Below are 22,543 nucleotides of genomic sequence, written 5' to 3' on the forward strand. Positions count from 1 at the left end.
AAGCGTTTTTTGATGTCATTTTACTTTTTTAATATATAATATTCATACAAAAAACCTTATTTTTAATAGAGTATTTATTATATTTACATAAAAAGAGGTTGTTTTGTCAATATAATATTGAAAGGAAAGAAAAATAAAATTTTTGGAAAAGTATTGACTTGTGAAAAAAGTTAGGTCTATAATGAGTGCAACTTAAAAAAATGCAAGCGTTGATGAAGAAGAGTACACATGATGAACATGTCAGAGAGCTGATGGTTGGTGCGAATCAGTATGGAATTGATGTGGAATGGGCTTCGGAGCTTCCAAACCGAAACGAAAGAAGTAGGCTTTGGCGACATGATCTCATCGATACAAGAGACACGTATTGTTTTTGATACGGTAAAGTGCGTTACATTTGTAACGAATTAAGGTGGCACCACGGGAGTACCCGTCCTTTCTATAGGATGAGTACTCCCTTTTTGTGTATAAAAAATTAAATAAGTGAAATCGTTTAAGTAAGAAGAGTACGTATATTGGAGACGTTACAGAGAGCCGGGAATAGGTGGGAGCCCGGTACGGTGCCATATACGGAATGGGCTTACGAGAGGTATGCTGAACAATTATTTTCAGTAGGCAACCCGGGTTCCGCCGTTACAAGGATAAGGTATAAATTTTGTACCTGAACAAAGCGGGATGCTTTTGCATCCAACACGAGGTGGTACCGCGGTATATTTATCGTCCTCTACATATTTTCGATATGTAGAGGACTTTTTTATTTTTCAGGGCGAGGTGAAGGACATGATGACGAAAGAAGAATTTATAAAACAAAAAAGAGAGAGAAAGACATTTTTAGTAATCACTGAAGAAGAAGGAGATAGCATTACGCCAATTTCTTTATATAGACGTATGAAAGGGAAGAAGAAATTCTTATTAGAAAGTTCACAGCTTCATCAAGATAAAGGGCGTTATTCTTACTTAGGATGTAATCCTTATGGAGAAGTGAAAAGCGTTGGTACGGAAGTGGAACGAACGATTTACGGCCGGTCAGAAAAGTTGCAAAGTAACGTACTTCAAGTGTTAGAAGAAGTGATCGCGTCAGCTCAAGTAGAGAGTCCATTTCCATTTTGCGGGGGAGCAGTTGGTTATATTGGATATGACGTCATTCGGCAGTATGAAAACATTGGAGCGGATTTACACGACCCATTAAATATTCCGGAAGTACACCTTTTACTATATCGTGAGTTTATCGTTTACGATCATTTACGCCAAAAGTTGTCGTTTGTATATGTATGCAGGCAAGATGATTCAGCAGATTATGAAGAAGTATACGAAAGGCTGCGAGTATACAAAGAGGAAGTGCTACAAGGAGAAGAAGCTGAAGTAAATGCAATACAATCCACATTATCATTTACTTCTTCTATAACGGAAAAAGAGTTTTGTGAGATGGTAGAAATTGCGAAAGAATATATAAGAGCGGGAGACATATTCCAAGTCGTACTATCACAGCGTTTACAAAGTGAATGTATTGGGGATCCATTCGGGTTATACCGAAAACTTCGAATTGCAAATCCATCACCATATATGTTCTATATCGATTTTCAAGATTATGTTGTACTCGGTTCTTCGCCGGAAAGTTTACTATCGGTAAGGGAGGATAAAGTGATGACGAATCCAATTGCTGGTACAAGGCCGAGGGGGAAAACGAAGAGGGAAGACGAGGAAATCGCAAAAGAACTGTTAGGCAATGAGAAAGAGCGAGCAGAGCATATGATGCTTGTAGATCTTGGGCGAAACGATATTGGTAGAGTGAGCGAAATCGGCTCGGTTACGATAGATAAATATATGAAAGTAGAAAAATACTCTCACGTTATGCACATTGTATCTGAAGTTTACGGAACATTGCGAAAACAAATGGGCGGATTTGATGCGTTAGCGTATTGCTTACCAGCAGGGACGGTTTCTGGAGCTCCGAAAATTAGAGCGATGGAAATTATAAATGAACTAGAGAATGAAAAAAGAAATGTATACGCTGGTGCAGTTGGATACGTTAGTTTTTCAGGAAATCTTGATATGGCGCTCGCCATTCGAACGATGGTCGTAAAGGATGAAAAAGCATACGTTCAGGCAGGAGCAGGAGTCGTTTACGATTCAGATCCAGTAGCTGAATATGAAGAAACATTAAATAAAGCGAGAGCGCTTTTGGAGGTAATGAAATGATTGTACTTATCGATAATTACGATTCGTTCACATATAACCTGTATCAACTGTTAGGCGAACATGAAGAAGAAATTGTAGTTGTAAGAAATGATGAAATAACGATAGAACAGTTAGAAGAGATGAATCCAAGAGGAATTGTACTTTCACCAGGACCAGGAAAACCAGAGGATGCTGGCATTTGTATCGATGTCATCCGTCATTTTTATAAGAACGTTCCTATATTAGGGATTTGCCTTGGCCACCAAGCGATTATAGCTGCATTTGGAGGAGACATTGTTAGAGCAGAACGTATTAAACATGGAAAAACATCGCGTGTGAAACATAACGGAACGTCAATCTTTTCATACGCTACACAGCCGCTAACGGCAATGCGCTATCATTCCCTTGTTGCAGAGCAAACGAGCTTGCCAAAGTGTTTTGACATATTAGCGACAGCGATGGACGACGGAGAAATAATGGCAGTCCGTCACAATTATTATCCGCTCTTCGGATTACAGTTTCATCCGGAATCAATCGCAACAGAAGAAGGCGGAAAGTTAATACGTGCCTTTTTAACAGAAGTAAAAGAGGAGGAAAGAGTATGAATAACTATCTTCGTAAATTAGTTGAGGGTCAACATTTAACAGAAGAGGAAATGTATAAAGCAGGATTACTTTTATTAAGTGAAAACATATTAGAAAGTGAAATTGCAGCTTTCTTAGTCTTACTGAAAGCGAAAGGTGAAACTGCAGAAGAAATATACGGTCTCGTTCGAGCTCTTCGCGAAAAGGCATTGCCGTTTTCGAACCATATACAAGGAGCAATGGACAATTGCGGGACGGGTGGTGACGGTGCTCAAACGTTTAATATTAGCACAACATCAGCATTCGTACTGGCAGGAGCAGGTGTAAAGGTTGCAAAACATGGTAATCGTGCTGTTTCTAGTAAAACAGGAAGTGCAGACTTATTAGAAGAACTAGGTGTAAATATTAGTAGTACGCCAAACGAAATTGATTATTTACTAGAGCATGTGGGCATTGCATTTTTATTTGCACCAGTGATGCATCCAGCACTAAGGCGCATTATGAAAATAAGAAAAGAGTTAAACGTGCCGACGATCTTTAATTTAATTGGTCCTTTAACAAATCCAGTGAATTTAGAAACACAATTTGTCGGTATTTATAAACGAGATATGTTATTACCAGTTGCAGAAGTATTACAAAAGTTAGGCCGGAAACAAGCGCTTGTCGTAAATGGAAGTGGTTTTTTAGATGAAGCGTCATTACAAGGGGAAAATCACGTAGTCCTTTTAAAAGATAATGAAATAGTAGAAATGAGTATTGATCCAGAAAAGTATGGTTTTTCAAGAGTGAAAAATGAAGAAATTAGAGGGGGGAATTCAAAAGAAAATGCAAAGATTACGCTTGAAGTATTGAGCGGAGAAAAGAGTGTTTATCGTGATACAGTTTTATTAAATGCAGGTCTAGCTCTTTTCGCAAATGGAAAAACGGAAACGATTGAAGAAGGAATTAAACTCGCGGCACATAGCATTGACTCTGGAAAAGCATTAACCAAATTAAACTTATTAATTGCAGCAAGCAACGAAAAATTAGAAAGGGTGAACTAAAGTGGGGACGATTTTAGATAAAATTGTAGAACAGAAGAAAAAGGAAGTTGCGGAGTTATATGAAATATATACACCAGTAAAAACAAAAAGAAAGGCACATTCACTTGTAGAAGCGTTACAGCAGTTTACTGTCATTGCAGAAGTAAAGCGAGCATCACCATCAAAAGGAGATATCAATTTACACGTTGACGTACGAAAACAAGTGGGAACATATGAGAAATGTGGTGCAGGAGCAGTTTCTGTTTTAACAGATGGCCAATTTTTTAAAGGATCGTTTCACGATTTACAAACAGCAAGAGAAGAAAGTAACATTCCGCTTTTATGTAAAGATTTCATAATCGATAAGATTCAAATCGATAGAGCGTATGAAGCGGGAGCAGATATTATTTTACTAATTGTAGCAGCGTTAACGAAAGAGAAGTTAAAAGAGTTGTATAGCTACGTGTTAGAAAAAGGATTGGAAGCGATTGTTGAAGTTCATGATGAACAGGAATTAGAAACTGCGATTGTATTAAATCCGCACGTTATTGGCATTAATAATCGTAATTTAAAAACGTTCGAAGTAGATTTAAGCCAAACGGAAAAGCTTGGAAAAAGATTGAATGAGGAGAAACTACTTTGGATTAGTGAAAGTGGCATTCATTCAAAAGAAGATATTATTCGTGTTAAAAGAGCTGGGGCCAAAGGTGTATTAGTTGGAGAGGCGCTTATGACATCATCTTCTATTAGTAGTTTTTTTGAAGATTGTAAGGTGAATATATGAAAGTGAAAATTTGCGGCATCACTGATGTGGAAACAGCGAAAAGTGCGTGCGAATACGGCGCAGATGCACTCGGATTTGTTTTTGCAGAAAGTAAACGGAAAATCACTCCAAAGAGAGCGAAAGAAATCATTCAGGAGCTTCCAGCCAACGTGTTAAAAATTGGTGTTTTCGTAAATGAATCAGTAGAAGTGATCCGGAAAATTGCAGATGAGTGTGGGTTAACACATGTACAACTACATGGGGATGAAGACAATCATCAAATTAGAAGATTGAATATTCCGTCTATAAAGTCGCTAGGAGTAACTTCAGAGAGTGATATGAAAAACGCTCAAAGGTATGAAACGGATTATATATTATTTGATAGCCCGAAAGAAAAGTTTCATGGAGGAAATGGAAAGACATTTTCATGGGAACTACTTGGGCATATGCCAAAAGAATTGCGAAAGAAAACGATATTAGCTGGTGGATTAAACGCTCTTAATATAGAAGAAGCAATTCGAACTGTTCGGCCTTATATGGTCGATGTGAGCAGCGGAGTAGAGACAGAAGGAAAGAAAGATGTAGAGAAAATAAAACAATTTATTATAAAAGCAAAGGAGTGTTCCAAATGAACTACGCATATCCAGATGAAAAAGGACATTACGGTATATACGGAGGACGATACGTTCCAGAAACGTTAATGCAATCTGTACTAGAACTAGAAGAAGCATATAAAGAAGCGATGCAAGATGAAGCATTTCAAAAGGAATTAAATCATTATTTAAAAACGTACGTCGGAAGAGAAACACCGCTTTATTTCGCTGAAAATCTGACGAAGTATTGCGGAGGTGCAAAGATTTATTTAAAACGTGAAGATTTGAACCATACAGGAGCTCATAAAATTAACAATACAATCGGTCAGGCACTACTTGCAGTGCGAATGGGCAAGAAAAAAGTTGTCGCTGAAACAGGAGCTGGACAACACGGAGTTGCAACAGCTACTGTATGTGCTCTTCTCGGATTAGAATGTGTCATTTTTATGGGAGAAGAAGATGTAAGACGTCAAAAATTAAATGTGTTCCGAATGGAATTACTCGGAGCGAAAGTAGAAAGTGTAGCGGCAGGTAGTGGTACATTAAAAGATGCGGTAAACGAGGCGCTTCGTTACTGGGTTTCACATGTGCATGATACGCACTACATTATGGGATCTGTTCTCGGACCACATCCATTCCCGCAAATTGTACGTGATTTCCAAAGTGTAATTGGAAATGAAACGAAAAAACAATATGAGGCGTTAGAAGGAAAGTTACCAGAAGCAGTCGTTGCTTGTATTGGCGGTGGCAGTAATGCGATGGGAATGTTTTATCCATTTGTACATGATGAAGAAGTTGCTCTTTACGGCGTAGAAGCAGCTGGAAAAGGCGTTCATACAGAAAAGCATGCAGCAACTTTAACGAAAGGAAGCGTTGGCGTTCTCCACGGATCAATGATGTATCTTCTGCAAAACGAAGAAGGACAAATTCAAGAAGCACACTCTATTTCAGCAGGACTTGATTATCCAGGTGTTGGTCCAGAACATAGCTTGCTAAAAGATATTGGCCGCGTTTCTTATCATTCGATAACAGACGAAGAAGCATTAGAAGCATTTCAATTATTAACGAAAAAAGAAGGCATTATCCCGGCGTTAGAAAGCTCGCATGCTGTCGCATACGCATTAAAATTAGCGCCGCAAATGAAGAAAGATGAAGGGCTTGTCATTTGTTTATCTGGCCGCGGTGATAAAGATGTAGAGAGTATAAAACGTTATATGGAAGAGGTGTAAAAAATGGGAGTAGAAAAAATTAAAGCAGCGTTTGAAAATGGCAAGAAAGCATTTATTCCGTACGTAATGGGCGGAGATGGTGGCCTTGAAAAATTAAAAGAAAGAATTCGTTTTCTTGATGAAGCAGGAGCAAGCATCGTTGAAATTGGTATCCCGTTTTCAGATCCAGTCGCAGATGGCCCAACGATTCAAAGAGCAGGGAAACGAGCGCTAGATAGCGGCGTAACATTAAAAGGCATTTTTCAAGCGTTAGCAGATGTAAGGAAAGAAGTACAAATGCCTTTTGTTCTTATGACATATTTAAATCCGGTACTTGCATTCGGAAAAGAGAGATTCATTGAGAACTGTATAGAAGCAGGTGTAGACGGCATCATCGTTCCAGACTTACCGTATGAAGAACAAAATATTATTGCGTCGTTACTTCGAGAGGTAAACATTGCGCTCATTCCACTCGTTACCGTAACGAGTCCTATTGAAAGAATTGAAAAAATTACGAGTGAATCAGAAGGGTTCGTTTATGCTGTTACAGTAGCGGGCGTAACGGGAGTACGTCAAAACTTTAAAGAGGAGATTCATAGTTACTTAGAAAAAGTAAAATCACACGTCAACTTACCAGTAGTCGCTGGATTCGGCATCTCAACAAAAGAACATGTAGAAGAAATGGTTACAATATGCGACGGAGTTGTCGTTGGAAGTAAGATCATTGAGCTTTTAGAAAATGAAAAGCGAGAAGAAATATGTGAATTAATATATGCAACAAAACAAAAAGAAGAGGCGTAGTCTCTTCTTTTTGTTTTGCGTAATAAATGTTAAAATATACAGAAAATACATATAATTCAGAGGGGGAGAAGGCATGCTAAGACGTAAATTACTATATCTATTTTTAACTGTACCATTATACGCTTGGCTTATTAGCATGACGAAAATAGAGTTAATGGCTCTATTTTTAGGGTATGTATTTATCTTTTCCAACTTAAATCGCATTCAAGAACAGTCTATTTTAGAAATATGTCTATTTTCGATTAGTATAGAATTATTTAGTATCGTTTCGATTGTATTATTAAACGAATTATTTCTACGGATTCATTCATTTACATTAATGAAATTTTGGAATATTATATTGCAAGCAATATGTACTTACATTGTGTTTGTTGTGTTGAAAGAAATAGTCGGAAAGCAGACAGTTTTTCAGGATAATAGAAAATGGGAGTGAATGAAAAGGAGCCGTTTGGTTCCTTTTTTGAATCTGTTGTAAAAACAATTGAAAATTATAGCATCTGTTATATAATAGTTAAAAATTGTATTTTAAAAGAAATGAGATGATAACATGGCCATATTGTTGGCACTTATCCCAATTATGATGATTTTCATTTGTTTATTTTTATTTAAACAAACGTCATTAAGGTCCTCGTTAATTTCTTATGCTGTGTCTGTTGGAATCGTTTTACTCTCGCCAACGTTTCAATTAGGGATAAGTGAAACTGTGCACGCAACGATTAAAGGATGGTTAATTTGTTTTATTGTCGGATACGTTTTATTTTTCGGTATTTTTTTATTTCACCTCATGAACAAAATGGGGTACATCGACCAAGTAGCACGTTTTCTAGAAGCAGTTACTCAGGATCGTTTATTACAAATGCTTCTTATGTGCTTTGGTATTTGCCCACTAATTGAATCGGTAAGTGGATTCGGTATTGGCTTCATGGTTGCAGCACCTATTTTTCTTTCATTAGGTTATAAACCGTTCCAAGCTGTACTGCTCTCATTTATCGGCTTATTAGCTAGTTCATGGGGGGCAATGGCAACGGGTACGATTATCGGTTCCCAGCTTATCAATATGCCGCTTACAATACTTGGTACAAATACAGCGCTATTAAGTATCCCGATGTTTGCTTATTTCGTCATTCTTTCTTTACATGTTGTTGGCGGTTGGCAGGCAGTTATTGAAAAGTGGAAGGAAGGATTCGGTTTCTTTCTATTATTTTCTCTCGGAATCTATCTTTCTAACGCATACGTAAGCGTGGAACTAGCAGGTATATTAAGTTCTATCGTTACGATTACATTTGGCTTTCTTATCATTAAATTAAAAGGAAAAAGTGGGCAAAATCTTATAACAGAACATGCGGCTGCAACGGAGAGAGAAGTATCCATTATAAAAATTATTAGCCCTTATATATTTCTAACAGTTTGTATTTTACTTTCTCGCCTCGTTCCTGCATTACATGACTTGTTCAGATCATATGCAGTCCTTGATTTGAAATCATACTCTTACAAATTAGAAATGCTGTATTCACCAGGATTTTGGCTCGGTATGACTTGCTTATTTACTATTATTTTCTTCCGCATCCCGTCTAATATTATTAAACAATCACTCTCACAAACGATTAAACAATGGATTCCTTTTGCGATTACGACGACAATGTTTATCGCCATTTCAGAACTCATGGGTGCATCAGGCATGCATTCATTACTCGCAAAGACAGCTGGTGATACATTTGGAACCTTTTTCGTTTTCGTTGCTCCGTTTATTGGCGCTATTGGTGGATTTTTAACAGGTAGTAACGCAGGATCAAATGCAATGTTTATAAAACTCCAAATGCAAACCGCACAAAACGTAGCACTCCCGTGGCAATATGTCACAACCCTTCAAAACACTGCATCATCAGTAGCGACAATCGCTTGTCCATCACGGATTACATTAGGTGCTTACTTATGTAATATCCCTTACCGTGAAAATGAACTATTAAAGAAGACGACGTTAATGATCTTTGGTGCGGTTTTACTTGTAGTGGTAGAGGTTATTGTTTGGTATATGTTGAGAAATTAAAAATCCTCCTAACATAGGAGGATTTTTTTTATGAGTGGATAATGATTTAAATATGAATAGCTGCTACTAAATGAATAGGAGATGAAATGTATGCCCCTAAAAAACTACGGTGTGTTAAAAGGTACAGTTATACAATCAAAGATTGGAAAAGGGAAAACACCTCATTATCAAGTTCATTTACAGGGCGAGACAGGAGTAGATTATCGTATTGCAATTAACGTAAAATCGCAAAGTTATCCGTCGGAAGTTTTATATTTTGCGAGTAACAATATTAGGTCAGAGGAGATTCATATTTTACCGACATTACCATTCGGTTTTACAGAAATAAAAAACAATGAACCGAAAGTAGCTTTAGATTATGTAAGAGGAAATTTATTTGACTCAAAACAAATGATTCCTTTGCCTCCCGAAAAAGCAGGAGCAGATAATGATTTAAATGAAAAAATAGAACGTTATATAAAACGAGCGATAGAAGAAAAAGCAATTATTTACGCATTTGGCGAAAGATGGGGACCAGAAGAAAATACACCAGATTCCTATTTTCATTTCAAACCAGGAAACGGTATACATGATATTCACATGAATCAAGGGAATGTAGAAAAATGGCAAGGTGATGATGGCATATGGCAAGACGGAGGAATACTCATTCACTTCGAGAAGGAAGAAGAATGGATTGGTATCTTTCTTGCATTCCAATCACAGTCATGGTGTACCGATGAAGAGGGGCATGCTCGTGTTCCGGTTGAGCATTGTGATTATAAGGGGAATAATTAATAAGAAGAGGGCGTTCAAAAAGAACGCCCTCTTCTTATTTTATAAAACCCAAAACTTACAAGTGTAGAAATACAAGAGAAAAGCAGTGCTACACTAGAAAACGCAATGAGATACATATTATATTTCATAACCTGTCCAAGTAGCTGGTTACTGTCGTATTGAAACAGTCCCGCGATGATGTTGAATAAAAATAAAACGATAAACATGACGATAACTCCGTCTATTGATCCTTTAATGTCTGGTTTACTTAAAGCGATATGTGCGGAAATGCAAATGGCGATAAATAAAAATAACCAAAAGGAAGGATTCAATAAATTACCGATTGTAAATAAGCTTTTCAATAATACAAACGTCGACAAGAGCATGTTTTGGATCATTTCTATATTAATAGAGGTAGAAGCAATCGTTTTTTCGAGAGTTGTATTAAATAAAAAATATGATTCTGGTACGAAATAGCGCATTAAAAGGATTAGTGCAGTAATACCAGAAATAATAGGCCCAATGCCGATGAAGAAATTCCCAATCCGTTGATACACACTTTTTTGATTGTATTGATGTTGTACGTAACCTAAAGCCCCTTGACTTGTATCTGTCGGGAAGAACTGCGTTGCTACAATCTTATGACGGAACAGCACGCACATAATGGCATGTCCAAGTTCGTGAATCGGAACACCGATCCAAGCCGTTAATAGGAATCCTTTTCTTCCAAAAGCTCTCGACCAATACATGCGTGTGAGAGATTCTAAATAGCCTAATAGAAATCCAATTACAATGATAACGCCAATTAAAGATAATAATTGGATTACGCTTGTAAGGAGTATTTGAAAAATTGAGTTTACCAATTCCATTGCCAGTCATCCAATCTGTTAAAAATATTATTTATTCTGTTTCATAATAGCATTTTTTTTCAAGATTACTAGCACATATATTTTCTTTCGGAAGAAGGATTTCAGAATCTTTTTCTTGTAGTCATGTTTTATGTCCAAAGTCATATATTGAACTTGTAACACCCTATATGGTATATGCTTAAGGAGGGATAAGAGAATGAAATGTCCGTCATGTCATACAGAAAATGCAGCGGAGGCAAAGTTTTGCGGGAATTGTGGACATTCGTTAACGGAAGAAGTAGTGGCAAGTAGTGGCCAAGAAGAAGGGCCGGAACAAGCACGTGCGGCACAAGCAAAGGAAGCTCGGCCAAATGAAACGGTAGAGCAAGCGAAGCGGTTCGCGAGCGGCTATTTTCATTTTTTTAAACATGCATTACAAGCACCGACAGCGATTATGAAAAGCGGCGCTATTGAAGTGCGAAATGGAATTGTAAGTCTTGTTCTTATTTGTTTTTTAGGAGCATGTATTTTTTATAGAATGATGAGTGCAGCATCAGCAGTTACGAGAACATTTGCACCAGATATATCTACTCCCACGTTTTTTGGAGAATCTATAACGGTCTTTTTCTTTTTATTAATTTTAACTTTATTTGTCGGATTTATTATTTTTGTAAGTGGCAAGATGATGAAATCATCTTTTTCGTTTCTTGAAGTATTTGGTATATGGGGAACGATAGCGACGCCGGCTATTGTCATATTAGTCCTTTCTTTTCTTTTTAGTTTCTTATTAATCTTTTTCTTACCTATATTATTATCCGTAGCTGCAACTTATATAGGGATTAGTATAACTGTAGCCGTATTAAAGCTAGACAATGGCGGATTAGATCTCGTTTACACACTTATTATTGCAAATGTTTTAATTGGAATTGCAACGTTCATTGTACTTTGGTCTTACATTAGCACGATAATTCAAGCCTTAACACAGGGAATAACTGGCTTCTAATGAAAAGGTGGTTGACTGAATGAATGTATGTACAAAGTGCGGAGTTCAGTTTGAAGATGGTTTGCAATTTTGTCAAAACTGCGGGTCGAAGAGGGGACGTCCTGTAGTAAAGAAGAACATGAGCGGTGGTGCAAAAGTTGGCATTACACTGTTAGCGCTATTTGTTATAGTGATTATTGGATTGTATTTGTACGGATCGTCGTATTATACGCAGCTGGCACAAGTAGACCGGATGATTACGATTTTACAAGAGAGGGACGGAGAGAAATTAGCTGAGATCGTTACGGCAGATGATCCATCGGTTATGATAACGAGAGAGAGTGTAACGCCTCTATTTTCATATATAAAAGAAAATCCATCTTACGTAAATGAATTAAAAGAATATTTGAGACAAGGTGAAAAACAACGGGACGGAATAGAAAGAGCTGATTTTTCATTAACGAAAGACGGAAAGTATTTTTTTATATTTGATCGGTATAAATTGAAAGCGAAGACGTACTATACAACTTTGCTTACAAATGAAAAAGGCGTATCGTTAAAAATGAACGGAAAAGAAATTGATAAGACAGATGACAAAAAGTTTGAGAAGCAATATGGGCCATTTCTTCCGGGAAATCAAGTGTTTCAATCAGATTATAAAAATGACTATGTAAAATTATCTCGTGAGGAAAAGGTTGTACTTATGAAACAAAGCCAAAATAACGTAACGATAGATTTAACGTTGCAAGGTCAATATATTACAGTTCAAACGAACGCGCCTGGTGCAACATTGTACGTAAATCAAAAACCGGTTACAGCGCTGGCAGGAGAAGAAATTACATGGGGGCCAGTAGCGACTGATGGAAGTGCGACGATTTATTTAGAACGAAATGGAGAAAGCGGACGGGAAACGACACAAGTAGAGACGGTAACGGCACTTTCGTCTTATAATCTTCCATTCCAAAAGAAAAGTACAGAAAAAACAGTTGTTTATAATGTTACTCCAACGCCTGCGACTGGGTATGTATATAATGGTTTCATCTTTCCTGATAGTGATATTCGAAAATTAACGAGCGCAGATTTAACATATTTATCGAAAGAGCAGTTGAAAATTGCTAGAAATGAAATATATGCAAGGCATGGACATATTTTTCAAACGAAAGATATGCAAGCGTATTTTGCAAAACAGTCTTGGTATAGAGAAAATCCTTACTTTACAGGAACGTTAACAGATATCGAAACTTATAATATTGAACTAATCAAATCAAGAGAATAGAACACATGAAAAAAGTACAGTGCATAACTGTACCTTTTTATGGTTTTTTATCTGAACCAGGATCCCTTGAGAAAAAGATATGAAAGAGAAATGTGACTTTACTTGCTCCTCCTGATGTACTTGCTTGCACATCAGATAAACCATTAGATGTTAAAACACCTTCAGAATGAGGGGGTACGACTATTTTGAGATTATCATCTGATTCTGATGATGCAGTAACTGTTATTGTATCATCAGATAAGTTCAAAATTTTTACAGTGCCGATTGGTAAGATGGACTTGCCAGCGTGTGATGCTGAAGCGAAGCGAGAGCCTTTCCAAATCGTTTGTGGGAAAGTCTCATCATTAGATAACCAAGCACGAGCACTATAGATGGTTGCGTTAATAGAGAATTCTTGATCAAGCGACAAGGCGGGTTTTGGTTCTTTCGGTTCCTCTGGAGTTTGAGCGAGAAGGCCGGCGCACATGTATGTTTCACCTACTTTCAATTGTTACTGTTATAGCATATTAAACATATTGTTTATAAGACACGACAGTTACCTATTCAAGCATAGGTTTGTGCACAAAATTTGAAGATGAAATTCTCTTTCTTTACAATGGAAGTAGGTGTTATTTCTATAAAATATGGAAAACGTAAAGAGTATGTAAAAAAGAAGGAGTGGTAAAGTGAACTATGTCATTATTGGCGGAGATGCAGCTGGTATGAGTGCAGCGATGCAAATTGTTAGAAACGATGAAAATGCAAATGTTGTAACTTTAGAAAAAGGTGAAATTTATTCATACGCTCAGTGTGGATTACCGTATGTCATTAGTGGTGCTATCGCTTCAACTGAAAAGTTAATCGCGCGTAACGTAAAGACGTTTCGTGAGAAATATGGAATTGATGCGAAAGTGCGTCATGAAGTAACGAAAGTAGATACGGAAAAGAAAATGGTGTACGCAGAGCATACGAAGACGAAAGATGTCTTTGAATTTCCGTACGATCGATTATTAATTGCGACTGGAGTGCGTCCTGTTATGCCAGAATGGGAAGGACGGGAATTACAAGGCGTTCATCTTTTAAAAACAATTCCTGATGCTGAGCGCATATTAAAAACGCTAGAAACGAATAAAGTTGAAGATGTAACGATTATTGGCGGTGGTGCCATTGGACTTGAGATGGCAGAAACATTCGTCGAACTTGGTAAGAAAGTAAGAATGATTGAGCGAAATGATCATATCGGTACGATTTATGATGCAGATATGGCAGAGTACATACATAAAGAAGCAGATAAACATCATATTGAAATTTTAACGAATGAAAATGTAAAAGCATTCAAAGGGAATGAACGAGTAGAAGCAGTTGAAACGGATAAAGGTACGTATAAAGCGGATCTTGTTTTAGTATCTGTCGGAGTGAAGCCAAATACTGATTTTCTTGAAGGGACAAATATACGTAAGAATCATAAAGGGGCAATTGAAGTAAATGCATATATGCAAACGAATGTGCAAGACGTATATGCAGCTGGTGATTGCGCAACACATTACCACGTTATAAAGGAAATTCATGATCATATCCCGCTCGGAACGACTGCCAATAAACAAGGGCGACTTGCTGGACTGAACATGCTGGATAAACGAAGAGCCTTTAAAGGTACGTTAGGTACAGGTATTATTAAATTTATGGATTTGACGCTTGCAAGAACAGGATTAAATGAAAAAGAAGCGAAAGGGCTACACATCCCGTATAAAACAGTTAAAGTAGATTCTACAAATATGGCGGGCTATTATCCAAATGCAAAACCACTTTACTTGAAATTACTATATCGATCCGATACGAAACAATTATTGGGCGGGCAAGTAATTGGAGAAGAAGGCGTAGATAAACGGATTGATGTGATTGCAATGGCACTTTTCAATAAAATGAGTATTCACGATTTAGAAGATGTCGACTTAAGTTATGCACCACCATATAACAGCGTTTGGGACCCAATTCAGCAAGCGGCAAGGAGAGCGGAATAGCACTTTTTAAAGTGCTATTTTTTTTACAATGAGGGAGTAAATAAAGTTTCACTTTATTTTGAATATACCCTTTCCCCTTGAAAACATATTACGTATCGCTTATATTTTCATATAGTATTTATTTTTTAAACGAAGCAATGAATGAACCAGGGGGCGCAGTATGGCAATTAACATGAAAACAATCGAAGAATGGATTGCTGAATCAAATGCAAGACATGAAGAAGACTTTGGACACGTTGTGGAAGAAATGAAAGAAGTATGTGTCGGACTTGATAACGCGACATTAATTTATACGAAAAATGTATTTTGTTTCGGTAAAAAAGTAGAAGTATTTTTCTTCTTCCAAGACCATGTCGTGATTGGACAAGAAAAAGACGAATATATTGAGATTGAAAAATTAAAGTATGATGACATTACAAATAGTAACTTAAAAACAAATGACAAAAATACTACGTTAGAATTAAAGTTTGCTAACGGACAATCTATCAATTTAGATAGTTTAAATGATAACTACGGTACGAAAAATTGGTTATTTGCTAGACAAATTAAGAGTATTTTTAAGTTAATCTAGTAAAAAAGCACGCCGATAGACGGCGTGCTTCTAACAATGCAAAGCCCCTTTTAACCAATTCCGCGCTCGATATGCCCCAACTGGAACTTGAATAAGAGATGTTTCATTCCCAGCATCTATTCCGTACAATTGATCACATGAATTTGTATCAAAACTAAGTAAAGGATGCCCGCCCATCCCCATCGCGGTCGCTGCAAAAACGAGTTTATGAACGAGTATACCTGCTTCCATTTGATGAATACGGTACCCTCTATAGCCTAATGCATTTGTATAATAATCTTTCTTTCCGACTACATGTAGGCAAAGTGGTACTTGAAAAAGGTTTACGTTATCCATCGTCATACTAGATTGAAGGAGATAACGAAGGTCTCCATATCGAATTGGTTGTATGGAATGTGTTTTACTGTTATAAGCGTAAGCTCCGTTTTCAATATTTTTCACGTTATAAAAACATCCATATAAGGAGACGCGTGTATTTTTATTTGTATACTTACCGTCAAGGTCGTTGTAATAGGGGAAGGAGAGGCTCGCTTCTTGTAGTAAAGTAGCGAGCTCGGCTGTATCCCATTTCGTTAAAGTAAAGTCAGCATCAGGGGAATACCGTTTTCTGCAAAGTTGCAAGAAATCATAAGATAAACGCTCTACTTTCGGCAGTTGTACAGCGTGCTCATGATGTTGATAGTGCTCTTCATGAGCAAGTGTTTGGAAGTGTGCTGTCGATTCGATTATAGAAGCCTCATTTATTTTTGTTATCATCGGATATTCATCTACATGTTTTGAGCGAACGAAATGTTCATGTGCGAGCGGCGGAATTTGTTGCAACAACTCATGAGAAGTAACTGTTTTATTTTCACGGTAATCATTGTGAAACCAATTAGTTTCTGGCTCTGTACTTAAAGGAATAACGGCATACACACTTTCTTCACCTTCTGACAATCCGAGTAAATGGTTCAGTGCACGGTCTAGAAATTGAAAGTATACGCCGTTCGTATAACCGAACTGATTTGCACATTCTAGTAATTGTCCAATGAGAACCCCGCTATCTAATCCTTGAAGTCGATATGAAAAGTTATTGTATTTAAAGAAGTTTTTCCAAAACATAGTGGATACGAATGCAGCACCGAAACAATCCTGTATGTTACAGCGATTACCGAGTGCGTCTGCTAAATAAGAATCGAAATTTCCTTCGCGAAGTAAAATAAGTCGGTGATGCGCGGCGTCATAATGGTAAATGCCGTCTGGATAATCGTCAATCTTTAAATAGATATACAATTCATTCGGGTATAAGGCACCGCCTGAAGGAATGGATCTACGTAATACATTTCTCTCGCTATTTAGCTGACATAATTGTGTTACACCAAATGAATACCAAAGGTAGTAACCAATCTCATTTAGAGTAGGTGTAGTAGAAGAGTTCGATAAAGATAACGGGATTTCTAAGGAGAGCGGGATGGTAGGTACATTTCGATATAATTTATAAGGAAGCGGTGCGTCTTTCCAGTCCACCTCATGATTTGGCATAATTTCATCGATAGAGAAATGGAGATGATGTAAAAAAGTATCTAGCTGCATGAAATCCCTCCTTTACTATGGAAACGGATGTGGATGTGGATTTAATCTTTCATTTGTTAAAGGTTCGTCTGTATATCCAAGTGTCATCGGTACGGTATATACCCGGTCCAGTCCTGTAACCCGAGTAAGATGGTGTCCGAACGTCATCGGTAACATACCTGGAATAATAACTTTTACACAGTGTAGTCCGTTCTTTTCTATAAGGGGAACGGTTTGATCTACAACGATTACTTCAAGGTCAGATTGATGCAAACGATTTAAAAGTTGGTGGAGATCGGATGTTAAATCCATATCAAATGATTGTGATACATTCATTTCTTGGAACGTTTGCACCGGTGCATCTTCTCGTAAAAGGAAGTGAAGACGTTCTTCCGTTTCTTTCAATCCGTACAGCATACTATGGTCTTCCATTTTATTAACGAAATAAGGATCTTGTAAGCACTTTTCGTAGTATTCTCTTTTGTGCTCGAGCTCATCGTCTGTTATAAGTAACATGCCTGCTATTTCTTGAATAGCGCTTTTTAAGGCTCGAATAGGATCTAAATGAGCGCCTCCCGCACAAACAACGTTCATTCCATTTTCACGCGTATTTTTTGCAATTACCCATAAGCTCGGGATGCCGTGTTCCATCGTCGCGTTAAAAGCGTGTAATTCATATCCGGTAATCGTACGTAACCGCTGGATCATTAATTGTAATTCTGTATCATTTGCTGAATTAAGATCAAGGCGGGGAAGAGGTAATTCGGCATACCAAGTGAGTAAGAAGGCATCACGCTCTACAATTTCTAAAATGCCGTGAAAAATCGCTTCTTCTAAACTACCGCCAATTGCACATCCATTTGATGTTTCATACACGAAAGCGTCTCGATGACCGAGGCTATAATAAGCAATTGATTCAGGAACTAAAAGCGGTCTGTTTTGTGATAAAGAATATCCCCATACCCAGTTTTGCTCATAATCAGGATCAAACGGTTTAAATGGAAAATTATCACGATTGTAATGTTCATTTGTATGTACACCGAGCGAGAGGGGATTTAGTGCATGTTCCTCTAAATCATGAAAACTACCATGCACATTTGTCTTTTTCCCGCGAGGCGACATACCGCAATATCGTTCTAAACCTTCTAAAATAGCAGTTGCTTCACTCACTGCAAATGAATGGGTTCGGCCTGCAACACCTTCATTTCCAAACATCAATGGCATGTTTATAATGACGTCAGCGAATGGTAATACAGAATGCTGCATTTTGCCGTTCAACATACCGACCCGATAATCTAAATAGTCTCTCGTTAAAAATGTGTTTAATTCATGAATGGAACGGCAGCGATACGTTTCGGTGCTTACTTTTAAACTCGGTTGTAAAGAAACTTCCGCCGCATCCGCAGTATCATCAGGTAAATTACTACATACAGGACAGAGAGGATCTGGAAGAAAAGAATGCCGCGTACATTGTAATGTTTGTAAGTTTAGTAAAATAAGTTCATTTTCTAAAGAAGAATGGTTATGAGTTAATATTTTTTCTGTTTCTGCGCAAATAAGATGGCACATTTGTAACATTCCATTTTGGGTGGCACGTACATCACGCCTCGTTACATTATCTGCTTTAAAGGCATATTTCCGCTGTAGTTCCCACATTTCTTTTTGATCAAAGCCAGCGATAAAACGGCGTCCATCAGAACAATGGGAACATCCGGGCGTAAGAGGATGAATGTAAGGACCGATAATACCTTCGCCAAATGAAGTAAAACCACGTAACCACGGAATATGATTTGACCGAAAAATTAGCTCAGCGTCATGATGAATAGTAGAAGGAGATCCGTCATGTAATACGAGAGCGAGATGAATATTTTCAGGAAGTTCTTCTGTAAGGGTATGCTGACGAATGATGGAATATTGTTTGCATAATTGATCATGTACATAGTCTGCAAGAAGGCCATCCCCTATAAGTAATATATTTTGAGTCATAGACCGTCCTCCTTTGCAATTAATACCCCATACACACCGTCTAAGTTTTCTTTCAAAAATGGTTCGATTGCTAAATCAAACACGAAGGGATAAAAATTATGTTCTTCTAAATGCTGTAAGGCAAGCTGTAAAGATTGCACACTTGGAATTTCTTCTTCCGCTTGTATTTCCACTCTAAAAGAATCCGTGTCATATAAAATAATAGATGATTCAGGCAAGATATTAGCTCTGTAAGGAGTCTCTTCACTTTGAATGTGGAGCAGTGATAGTTGTAGTGCGCTTCGTAACGCTAACGTCATATTAATATTAGATGCACCGTACCATCTATCATTTATACCAATCCAAATGACTGGAAAACTGAGAATCTCTTCACTCATTGCAATTTTAGGTGTTTCATGAATTGTAGCAAGAGCATCGTAATAAAATCTACAATGTTTATCGTGAATATCAGTTAAATCAATCGTTGTAAGTTCTTCTAGCATATGTGACTGCCGCTCATACAGTTTATTGTTTAAATGTTGTTGTAGTGCCCGGTAAAATCCTTCTGTCATCGTTTCTCCAGCACCGATACCGATATCGTTATGTTCAGGAATAAGGCGGTGAATGATTTCTGCTACATATGTTTCAATTCCTGTTAAACCGGCTTCTCGGCGTGCTTCATTATGAGTCAATCCACTGCAAGTCATAAGAGGCAGAAGGGGAGCTGGGCCATCTGATAGTGGAGTGGCTACTTGAATATAGCACTGTGATAACGGTAATTGATATGAATCTTGTTCATCCCATACATGGAATATACCGGCTTCTTTAGAAGTTAATGAGTCGAAAAAGCGGAATACATCAGTTGAAGTATGTTGGTTCGACCGATGCTCAAGTTTTTCAGAAAGATTTTCTATCGTATCAATTGTAAAACTTTCATCAGTTGCAAGAGGGTGTTTTATAAAAGGATGCCACGTTCCTTCAAGTGTTTCATAGTTTAATAAAAAGAATTGTGATTCTTTTTCACGATATGAATCATCCGCGACATGTTTAAACAATTCAAAAACGATTACATTTGCTAACATGGCAGATGTAATTGGTGAGAAGGAATCCGATGAATTTTCATTTTGCAAAGTCGTTTCATGTAGCCGATGCCATGCGGATTCCCAGCACTCATCACGATTTTCTGTTACGACAGGTCCAGCTATACCGAGTGTTGATAAACAAATAGCTGGTATGAAATTCTTTTTCGTTTCTCTACAAATAGTGTGAACTGTTTTTAAACCGTCAATGTCTCCGTTTTGAGAAACATATAAAATCCAATCAAAAGGTTCGAATACTTCATGCAAGGGACGGTCAATTGTAGTATCGATTTCTTGAAGGAGTACACTGTTATCAACTTCATATGCACGTTCTATTAGCTCATGTATTCTGTCATAGTTTGTTTCATCCCGATCTGTAACGAGGTAATGAAATGTAGGTAAACCAGATTCTAATAAAGAAGAAACTAAGGAAGTGAGCATATCCCCAGAACCAAGTACAAGGACATTTGCTCCGCGGTACGTTTCGAATTTTAAAGCACCTGAATGAGAATCGGCTTCTAAAAATTCAATTTGCGAAGCATATCTGTCGAGTAATGTACTGTTTAATTCATGAGGTGCATCTTGATTTGCATCACGAACGAAACCATTTTCATATAAAATCTCTCCAATTTCAAATACACGGTTTTGATAGGGGAGAGGGAGGCCATCGGTTATTTCGGCTAAAGAATAATTCCCGTTAAACATTGGCATTAATTTTTCAATCCATTCATAAATTCCATCACCGTCCATACGAAATGAACTGGCGTTATTTCGAAAATAGACACCCCCGTTTGAATCGGGGAGGAAGAAAGTATCCTTATTTACTTTAAGTTTTGCATGAATTGGAAGGTTATTCATTTTAATCCTCCTTACGTTTAGGCATACATTATTACTTTATGTCATGAAATTTGTCCCGTATGAACACAATAAAAAAAGGCTGTAGAATGAATCATTCTACAGCCTTTAATAGATTTTTAATCTATCAACCTTCTAATAATAATGACTTTGGATCTTCAAGCATATCTTTAACAGCAACAAGGAAGCTAACTGCTTCTTTACCATCAACAATACGGTGATCGTAAGATAAAGCAATGTACATCATTGGGCGGTTTTCCATACGCTCGTTATCAATTGCAACTGGGCGTACTTGGATTTTATGCATTCCTAAAATACCAACTTGAGGGCTATTTAGGATCGGTGTTGACATTAGAGAACCGAATACACCACCGTTTGTAATTGTAAATGTACCACCTTGTAGTTCTTTTAATGAAAGTTTGTTATCGCGTGCTTTTTTACCTAATTCACGAATTTCGCTTTCGATTTCAGCGAAGTTTAATTGGTTAGCATCGCGTACAACTGGAACAACTAATCCATCTGGAGCTGCTACTGCAATACCGATATCATAGAATTTTTTAATGATAAGCTCGTCACCTTGAATTTCAGCATTTAATAATGGGAATTGTTTTAATGCTGCAACAACTGCTTTTGTGAAGAATGACATGAAGCCAAGACGTACATCATGTTTTTTCTCGAAAGCATCTTTGCGTTCTTTACGTAATTCCATGATCGCACTCATATCAACTTCGTTAAATGTTGTTAACATTGCAGATGTTTGTTGAACTTCTACAAGACGTTTTGCAATTGTTTGACGGCGGCGGGACATTTTCACGCGCTCAACTGGTTTTTCGAATTCCGTTTTTGCAACTGGAGCAGGAGCTGGACTCTTTGGAGCAGCTGGTGCTTCTTTTGGTGCTGCAGCATGAGCTTGTACATCATGTGGTCTCACGCGTCCAAGTGGATCTGTACTACGTACGTCGTTTAAGTCGATTCCTAATTCACGAGCCATCTTTCTAGCAGCTGGTGATGCGATAGGACGGTTTGTATTTGGTAACCCTTGTAGTGTTGCAGTTTGCTCAGCACTTGGTGCCGCAGCTTTCGGTGCTTCAGCTGTTTCTTGTTTTGGTTGCTCAGCCACTGGTGCAGGTGTACTTACTGCAACTGGTGCTCCATTAGCATCTAAAATTGCGATAGTTGCGCCAACTTCAACTGTATCCCCAGGTTCGCCTAGTAACTTCGATACAATACCTGAATCTTCTGCAATGATTTCTACATTGACTTTATCAGTTTCAAGCTCAACAACGCTGCCACCTTTCTCAACTTTGTCGCCTACGTTGATAAGCCATTGTGAAATAGTTCCTTCAGTAATAGATTCTGCAAGCTCAGGTACTTTAATTTCGATCATTTTAAATGTCCTCCCCTTATTTGCCTAACGGTGTGTTTTTTCTTCTTTTGTCTTCGGTAATCTCCATTTGTTAGCCTGGCCTT

The 22,543-nt window shown here is 37.6% G+C and carries 20 protein-coding genes and 2 other annotated features; of the genes, 14 read left to right on the forward strand and 6 right to left on the reverse strand.

Features of this window, described 5'->3' with window-relative positions:
• The first annotated feature begins 200 nt into the window (after window positions 1–200).
• Window positions 201–438, forward strand: a binding site (T-box leader).
• A gap of 42 nt (window positions 439–480) precedes the next feature.
• Window positions 481–725 (forward strand) — a binding site (T-box leader).
• Window positions 726–777: 52 nt separating this feature from the next.
• The 10 genes from trpE (at window position 778) to DN399_RS06215 (ending at window position 9,967) form a co-directional block, all read left to right on the forward strand.
• Window positions 778–2,196 (forward strand): anthranilate synthase component I, encoded by a 1,419-nt coding sequence (trpE, locus tag DN399_RS06170; RefSeq protein WP_149149409.1) that lies wholly within the window; start codon window positions 778–780, stop codon window positions 2,194–2,196.
• A complete protein-coding gene (locus DN399_RS06175) occupies window positions 2,193–2,780 on the forward strand; it encodes an aminodeoxychorismate/anthranilate synthase component II (RefSeq protein ID WP_016109556.1) in 588 nt (195 codons plus the stop codon). The genes trpE and DN399_RS06175 overlap by 4 nt, the downstream gene beginning before the upstream one ends.
• Window positions 2,777–3,802 (forward strand): anthranilate phosphoribosyltransferase, encoded by a 1,026-nt coding sequence (gene trpD, locus DN399_RS06180; protein ID WP_001067365.1) that lies wholly within the window; start codon window positions 2,777–2,779, stop codon window positions 3,800–3,802. Before DN399_RS06175 ends, trpD begins: the two co-directional genes overlap by 4 nt.
• A 1-nt stretch (window position 3,803) precedes the next feature.
• On the forward strand, window positions 3,804–4,565 hold the full coding sequence (gene trpC / locus DN399_RS06185) for an indole-3-glycerol phosphate synthase TrpC (protein WP_098218388.1): 762 nt from the start codon (window positions 3,804–3,806) through the stop codon (window positions 4,563–4,565).
• Entirely contained in the window at window positions 4,562–5,176 is a 615-nt protein-coding gene (locus DN399_RS06190) for a phosphoribosylanthranilate isomerase (RefSeq protein ID WP_000865147.1), read from the forward strand. Before trpC ends, DN399_RS06190 begins: the two co-directional genes overlap by 4 nt.
• Window positions 5,173–6,366, forward strand: coding sequence for a tryptophan synthase subunit beta (trpB, locus tag DN399_RS06195; protein WP_001105016.1), 1,194 nt, complete (start codon window positions 5,173–5,175; stop codon window positions 6,364–6,366). The genes DN399_RS06190 and trpB overlap by 4 nt, the downstream gene beginning before the upstream one ends.
• A 3-nt stretch (window positions 6,367–6,369) precedes the next feature.
• Window positions 6,370–7,146: a tryptophan synthase subunit alpha gene (trpA, locus tag DN399_RS06200; RefSeq protein WP_086389272.1), complete on the forward strand. Its 777-nt coding sequence runs from the start codon at window positions 6,370–6,372 to the stop codon at window positions 7,144–7,146.
• Window positions 7,147–7,219: 73 nt separating this feature from the next.
• On the forward strand, window positions 7,220–7,579 hold the full coding sequence (locus DN399_RS06205) for a DUF4029 domain-containing protein (RefSeq protein ID WP_000946131.1): 360 nt from the start codon (window positions 7,220–7,222) through the stop codon (window positions 7,577–7,579).
• Window positions 7,580–7,693: 114 nt separating this feature from the next.
• Window positions 7,694–9,193 (forward strand): L-lactate permease, encoded by a 1,500-nt coding sequence (locus DN399_RS06210; protein ID WP_149149410.1) that lies wholly within the window; start codon window positions 7,694–7,696, stop codon window positions 9,191–9,193.
• Window positions 9,194–9,283: 90 nt separating this feature from the next.
• The gene (locus DN399_RS06215) at window positions 9,284–9,967 is read left to right on the forward strand and encodes a DUF2278 family protein (RefSeq protein ID WP_149149411.1); all 684 of its coding nucleotides are present in this window, start codon (window positions 9,284–9,286) and stop codon (window positions 9,965–9,967) included.
• A 14-nt stretch (window positions 9,968–9,981) separates the two neighbouring features.
• Here the strand turns inward: DN399_RS06215 and DN399_RS06220 are convergent, their stop codons facing one another.
• Window positions 9,982–10,815 (reverse strand): hypothetical protein, encoded by an 834-nt coding sequence (locus tag DN399_RS06220; RefSeq protein WP_000424525.1) that lies wholly within the window; start codon window positions 10,813–10,815, stop codon window positions 9,982–9,984.
• Between the two features lie 196 nt (window positions 10,816–11,011).
• On the opposite strand from DN399_RS06220, the gene DN399_RS06225 reads away from it, so the two are divergent.
• Entirely contained in the window at window positions 11,012–11,797 is a 786-nt protein-coding gene (locus DN399_RS06225; protein WP_086389273.1) for a zinc ribbon domain-containing protein, read from the forward strand.
• Between the two features lie 19 nt (window positions 11,798–11,816).
• Window positions 11,817–13,052: a TcaA 3rd/4th domain-containing protein gene (locus tag DN399_RS06230; protein WP_149149412.1), complete on the forward strand. Its 1,236-nt coding sequence runs from the start codon at window positions 11,817–11,819 to the stop codon at window positions 13,050–13,052.
• Window positions 13,053–13,089: 37 nt separating this feature from the next.
• Here the strand turns inward: DN399_RS06230 and DN399_RS06235 are convergent, their stop codons facing one another.
• Window positions 13,090–13,518: a hypothetical protein gene (locus tag DN399_RS06235; RefSeq protein WP_000332414.1), complete on the reverse strand. Its 429-nt coding sequence runs from the start codon at window positions 13,516–13,518 to the stop codon at window positions 13,090–13,092.
• 199 nt (window positions 13,519–13,717) lie between these two features.
• Between DN399_RS06235 and DN399_RS06240 the strand changes: the two genes are divergently transcribed.
• Window positions 13,718–15,052: a CoA-disulfide reductase gene (locus tag DN399_RS06240; RefSeq protein WP_001110231.1), complete on the forward strand. Its 1,335-nt coding sequence runs from the start codon at window positions 13,718–13,720 to the stop codon at window positions 15,050–15,052.
• Between the two features lie 160 nt (window positions 15,053–15,212).
• Window positions 15,213–15,623, forward strand: coding sequence for a DUF3908 family protein (locus tag DN399_RS06245; RefSeq protein ID WP_000996781.1), 411 nt, complete (start codon window positions 15,213–15,215; stop codon window positions 15,621–15,623).
• A gap of 30 nt (window positions 15,624–15,653) precedes the next feature.
• Here the strand turns inward: DN399_RS06245 and DN399_RS06250 are convergent, their stop codons facing one another.
• The 4 genes from DN399_RS06250 to odhB all read right to left on the reverse strand — a co-directional run bounded on the left by DN399_RS06250 (window position 15,654) and on the right by odhB (window position 22,460).
• On the reverse strand, window positions 15,654–17,195 hold the full coding sequence (locus tag DN399_RS06250; RefSeq protein WP_016122120.1) for a SagB family peptide dehydrogenase: 1,542 nt from the start codon (window positions 17,193–17,195) through the stop codon (window positions 15,654–15,656).
• A gap of 15 nt (window positions 17,196–17,210) precedes the next feature.
• Window positions 17,211–19,160, reverse strand: a complete 1,950-nt coding sequence (locus tag DN399_RS06255; protein ID WP_006916766.1) for a TOMM precursor leader peptide-binding protein — start codon at window positions 19,158–19,160, stop codon at window positions 17,211–17,213.
• Window positions 19,157–21,076 carry a putative thiazole-containing bacteriocin maturation protein gene (locus tag DN399_RS06260; RefSeq protein ID WP_061113637.1) on the reverse strand — a complete coding sequence of 640 codons (1,920 nt, stop codon included), beginning with the start codon at window positions 21,074–21,076 and terminating at the stop codon, window positions 19,157–19,159. Before DN399_RS06260 ends, DN399_RS06255 begins: the two co-directional genes overlap by 4 nt.
• Window positions 21,077–21,200: 124 nt before the next feature.
• Complete coding sequence (gene odhB, locus DN399_RS06265) at window positions 21,201–22,460, reverse strand: 2-oxoglutarate dehydrogenase complex dihydrolipoyllysine-residue succinyltransferase (RefSeq protein ID WP_000569922.1); 1,260 nt, start codon at window positions 22,458–22,460, stop codon at window positions 21,201–21,203.
• Window positions 22,461–22,543 lie beyond the last annotated feature (83 nt).

This window comes from Bacillus sp. AR4-2 (assembly GCF_008274865.1).
Lineage (GTDB): Bacteria > Bacillota > Bacilli > Bacillales > Bacillaceae_G > Bacillus_A > Bacillus_A cereus.